The following is a 5,493-nucleotide window of genomic DNA, read 5'->3' as shown; positions in this document are numbered from 1 at the left end:
GTCCGCCGCCTCCCCAGCGGGATCGAAAGCTCTGGCCGCCTGATCCAGCAGTTGCTTCTTCCAGGAATAAATCTGGTTGGGATGCACCTCGTAGCGCTGCGCCAGATCGGCCACGCTCACCTGTTCAAGCAGCGCCTCCAAAGCGATCTTCGCCTTCAGCGCCGCGTCGATCTTCCGTCTCGTCTTCTTCGTCATCGTCCGCTCCGTTTACCAAACGGAACGGCTACATTCCAACTAGGCTTCTGGTCCCAAATCCGGGGGCCACTTCAGTGAGAAGGTCAACCGGAGAGTATGGCGCAATGTTCAACGAGACGGGATCGGTGGATACGCGCCTTGAACACGCGAGCTTGAATTGGACCCGCTCGGCGAACTTCCATACGGGCCGGCGGCATGTGACAGCCGCAGAAAAAGCCGGACATAAGTCAACGCCCGACCACGCTCCGTGCTCTTCGAAACGTTCTTCTTGCACCAACGGGGGCGTCCACACATGTCCATGACGACAATGGAGCCTGGTCACGACGGGAATGAGAACCTTCTCAACACGGATTTCGAAGGTGTCGCGGTTGATTGGCCCATCGAGGACCCCAAGGAGCGATGATGCCGCCGCAGCTAATACCGGCGAGAAAAGTCGCGGTCTTCCAATGGCCGTGGGGAATCTCTCCACGCCGACAGCGCCGTAGTAGCGGGCTATGTTGGTCAAACCCCAGATCTCATGGACCCACACGAGGCGCTCGGGAATAAAGCGCAGTTGGCAGTCAAGCCAATGCTGCCGCCGTTTCACGATTTCACGAGGTCCGGCCGGTCCTGCTCGCTGCCGTGTGAGGTCTTTTTTGCGGGCAGGGCTTGCCGGACCAAAAAGCGACGGATCGTGTCTTCGCCAAACACCAGCCCTTTTTGGCCATGGTCCGGCGCAGCTCTTCGATCGCGGCATCCGGCGTTTCCTTGAACATCGCCAGATGGCGCGGACTCCTTTAATGCTGCGCTTTTTGGTCTTGATGTGCGCTCGCTAATCAGCGTTACACACCGAGCAGATATGCTCGCTCATCAGGAGAGGCGCAGATCGACAGGCCAGATTTTTGGGTCGAAGAGCCTGGGAGGCTGATCTCCATTAAGCCGACGAGATCGCCGGTGATTAGCCTGCGCCCTTTTCAATGTCGGCAGCACGACGGCCAGGGTCTTGGCCGGCCTAAAGGAAGAGCACAGGTCTTAGATCGTTCGTCCCGTGAACCTCAGCTGGAGACGGTATTCATCACCAGAGTAGGTAGTGTCTCAATCCCAGCCAATCATGTACCATCAATTACTAACTCGACGTAGAGGCTATGACGCAGCTCAATACCATAGGACAAGGTGCGCCAATAGGTAGCAGACCTAATCCGTGCCCGTCTCACGCTTCGTTCAAGTACATGACCAACACCGCTGCACAAAAAGGCACTAAGCCCTTAATAGAATGTCTGATCACGCGATCCACTCTGATCCAATCACAAGGTGTTCACCGCATCGTCGCACCTGCCGTTCGACATCGATCCGACTGACAAGCTACGGGTCACGTTCGATCTTCGTGGGTGATGGCGGCCCGTCTGATCAACGGTGGTGCCTCCGTCACCCGCGCGTTGGACGGGCAGGCCAAGTCTGTGGGAAATCGGCGGCCTCGGTGAGCTGTCAATTGAAAGTATGCACCCGTTGGCCGACTTGTCTTTGTCTCTTTGTCCTCTGAATGCCAAGGTTTAATGAGATGGCCCCTACAAACGCGACACCAAGCCAACTGCACGACCGAGTGCGAAACGCCTTGTGCAGGATCGAGGCGCTGGAAGCCGCATATGAAACCGTCACGGTCGGACAGCTGATTTCAATGCGGGCGCGAACGCACGGCTCAAAGATAGCTATCGACCTTTTCGAGCGCGGCGAGCGCGCGACCTACTCCGAGATGGACCGCTGGTCCAACAAATATGCACATGCGCTGCGAGCATTCGGAGTGCGCAAGGGCGATCGCATTGGTGTGATGCTGCCCGATCGCATCGAATTCCCGATCCTGTGGTTCGCGTTCGCAAAACTCGGTGCGGTGCTGGTGCCGGTCAACATGTACTACACGCCCAGGGAGATCGAGTACGTTCTGAGTGACACTGAGGCGAAATTCGCGATCGCCGACGAATCGGTATGGCCAGTGTTCTCCGCGATGGACCCTTGGCCGCAAGACCTTGCCAAGGGGCGGGTGCTTCTTGTTGGACAGCCTTCTACTGGGGCAGCTACTACTCTCGATGAATTGCTTAAGGACTTCGACGACGCACAAGTGGACGAGGATATTGGCCCCGACGACCTGCTGAGCATCCAATACACCTCAGGCACGACGGGCTTTCCGAAGGGCTGCATGTTGACGCACGACTATTGGGGTGTGGTCTCGTACGCGTCAGCGTACCACGCCAATCAGCCGTACCATCGATATCTCTTTGTGGCGCCCTTCTTCTATGTCACTGCGCTAATACACCTTCTGAAGTCATATCGTGAGGGCGGTACGTTGTACATGGCTACGAGGCTCAAATCGACGCAGTTCATCGCTTGGATCAAGCGGTACCGCATCGAGTGGTGTCAGTTTCCCGAGAAGCTCACACATCAGCCCGAAGCCAACGCCGAATCGTTGACGTGCCTGAAGGAGGTCGTGCGAAGCGGCGGACGCTGGAGTCCTGACACGGTGCGCCGATTCCGCGAGCGGTTCGGAGTGCCCACCTCGTGTTGGTATGGGATGACGGAAATCGGATACGGCACACAAACAACCGATATCGAAGAGATGATTGACCCCGATATGGTCGGGATTCGCTCGCCCTTTCGAGCGCTCCGATTGGTGAACGAGGATGGCAGCCTCACGCCGGTCGGCGAAGTCGGCGAGCTGTGGGTGCAAGGTCGTGCGATCTTCAAGGGCTATTGGAATAGGCCGGAAGCAAATGGCGCCGCATTCGAGGGTGAATGGTTCAAGACGGGTGATTTGTTGCGCCGCGACGAACTCGGCTTTTTCTGGTTCGTAGGACGTAAAAAGGACATGATCCGGCACGCGGAGCATGGGAACATCTCTGCGCTCGAGGTGGAGACCGTCGTTTGCGAGATCCCCGAGATCGCGGATGTGGCCGCTGTGCCCGTTCCCCATGACAAGGGCGGTGAGGAGGTCAAGATCTACGTAGAGCTGAAGGAAGGTGTCACCCCAGCTGATCTGCTTGTGGAGCGCATTCTCGAGCATGCTCGTGCGCGCCTTGCCATGTTCAAAGTGCCCCGGTACATCGCCTTCACTCCGGCGCTTCCTAGAACCACCTCCAGCAGTAAAGTACTTAAACGGGAGCTAATGAATGTCAGGGATCCGCTCGCCGGCGCCTACGACAGCGAGCAGAAGCGCTGGCGTTGAAGCCGCCGTTTCTGCCTGGTTCGGGTATGGGCGGAGTAGCCAGTTCGATGCTTCAAGCGACCGCAAAGGAGTCCTATGATAGTAGTCGGCGTTCCCTCGATCGAGGCGAAATCAGTCTTCGGAATAATCTGGAGATCACTGCCGGCGCCGATCTTCTGGTCGTTGGCGCCCGGTGGCCGCTGCCCCCGGGGTACGGACGTGCTGCTCTACTGTGGAGCCCTGCGGCCGAGCGTCATGAGAGCGAACGCACTGAACGCGCCTCTGATAGCATTCTCATTGCACGGAACATCCCTGGTTACCTCGTTAGGCGAGAGTGGAGAATGTCCCGACCGATGTTGAATCAGGAGGATCGGCGTTGCTCACCTCGTAGCCTGTGGGCTCTGAGTGTCGAAATCCATCAAGGAAAGCAACGCCATGAAGAAGATCACGGCACCGAAGCCGGCCGCGACCGAGATGGTGGAAGCGGCTTGGCAAACGGTCAAGGAAAGCTGTGACCGTTTCCTGCCTGACGGCGGGCATCGCCACGCTGGGCGAGATGATGGAAGAGAGCGTCGAGCGGCTCTGTGGACTGTGCCACGGGGGGTTGAAGGAACCCAGTGGCCACCGCTGGGGAAAGACAAGCCGGTTGGCCTTCCATTATGGACGATCCGGGTGCGGCGGCCGCGCCTGCCAGCGGCGAGCTTGCATTGTCAAGTTGGGAGGCTGCCCGCTCGGAGAAATGGCTTGGCAGGTGGGTGATGAACCTGATTCTGCTGAATGTCTCGACCCGCAAGTTCGGCCACGCCGGCTGTCTGCCTGAGCGCGATTGTGCCGGCGGAGCTTGGCGAAGCCGGACCCCAGTCGGCCGTGCCGCGTCGGTTCGCCGAGTTGTCGGCTACGCGGATGGCCCAATGGATGTCGCCCGATCTATCGCAACTCGATCGACGGGCTGCATATCCGGGAAAATCTGACGCTGGTCGCCGCGGGGGGTCGACAGCGAGGCAGGCAAGCACCCGCTGGCCATCGTGGAAGGTGCAACGAGAGCACCGCGACGCCGATGGAGCAAAAGCGCCGACGAGGGCAATCCGCGAGAGCATTCGTCGCACACGCCGATCCGACGCTGTCAGATCCACAAGGCGCGCAACATCGTCGAACGCCTGCCGAAGCATCTGCATGGGCCGATCCGCAAGGCGCTGCGCGTGGCCTGGGCTATCGATGATGCACATCGCGCCGAGCGATTGATCAGAAACCTAGTTCGGCGCCTGGAGCGCGAGGCGCCGAAGTCGTTGCCTTGGCTGCGCACGAATTTGATTCTAGTCTAGACCTGAAGTGTCGTCCGACTGCATGGCTGCTGGCTCGAGCCATGTTACAAGCAGCTCTTCAAGAGTCGCGTATTGCACGGGCATCTTGAAGCGGAAAGGGCCTAAAAGTTGTACCCGTCGGCACCTCTTAACAGTGGAATGGGTGTAGGATTTTCTGAAGTCGGATCGGAGCTCGACAACGCCTATAACGCGGAATGCCAGGACGGTGGTTGAGTAGCTCAGTCATTTGGGTTTGTCTCGCAGGTTCCCATACACGGCTCCTCCCGAACCCGCGTCCTGTGATGCGTGAACTTGGCCGGCGGAGGCGTGCCATTAGGATCTCGAACTCCGACCAAACCATGAGCTGACTTTTTCTGGCTGCGTCATTTCAGACGGCGGAGCTAGGTCCGACGCGCTGCGCGGTAGAAGCCATTCAGCGCTGGATTATCGTACGGCCTTGCAGACCAGCGATAATGCGTCGTCCGTTAACAAGCGGGGTTGAGGGCGCTTGGGTTTGCGAAGGCGCGCCAAAGGACGATCAGGATAAAGCGCAAGAGCTTCCTGAGCTAGGCGAGGATGCGGCGGAAGATACTATGGGGTGACCAGCAAAGCCGTGAGAGTATTGAGGCTGGTCATGAGCAATGGAGCCCCCCATGCAAAATGCAAACGATCTTGGCCGGTCTTCCACGGTCCTGGAACAGAACAGTACGCTGATCGCGGTCATCGAGATGAGCCTCTCTAGCTGGTTCGTCGCTGGAATCGTCCCCGGATTGGATCGTCATCCGTTGAAGAAGCTTGGCGCCGACGAAGACGCGCTGCTCCGGT

At 58.6% G+C, this 5,493-nt stretch carries 3 protein-coding genes; 2 read left to right on the top strand and 1 reads right to left on the bottom strand.

The genetic code is table 11. The features are described from left to right. Positions 1-195: transposase (locus tag P0R31_RS40390; protein ID WP_275521157.1), on the bottom strand; the 195-nt coding region annotated here is incomplete at its 3' end. Between the two features lie 1,591 nt (positions 196-1,786). Between P0R31_RS40390 and P0R31_RS40385 the strand changes: the two genes are divergently transcribed. Next, positions 1,787-3,388, top strand: a complete 1,602-nt coding sequence (locus P0R31_RS40385; protein WP_275521155.1) for a class I adenylate-forming enzyme family protein — start codon at positions 1,787-1,789, stop codon at positions 3,386-3,388. Between the two features lie 1,004 nt (positions 3,389-4,392). Then, positions 4,393-4,689 (top strand): transposase, encoded by a 297-nt coding sequence (locus P0R31_RS40380; RefSeq protein ID WP_275521153.1) that lies wholly within the window; start codon positions 4,393-4,395, stop codon positions 4,687-4,689. The last annotated feature ends 804 nt before the right edge of the window (positions 4,690-5,493 follow it).

The sequence above is a fragment of the Bradyrhizobium yuanmingense genome (assembly GCF_029167105.1).
Lineage (GTDB): Bacteria > Pseudomonadota > Alphaproteobacteria > Rhizobiales > Xanthobacteraceae > Bradyrhizobium > Bradyrhizobium yuanmingense_A.
Note: the sequence above shows the minus strand (reverse complement) of the source record. Positions and strands in the feature narration are given on the sequence as shown.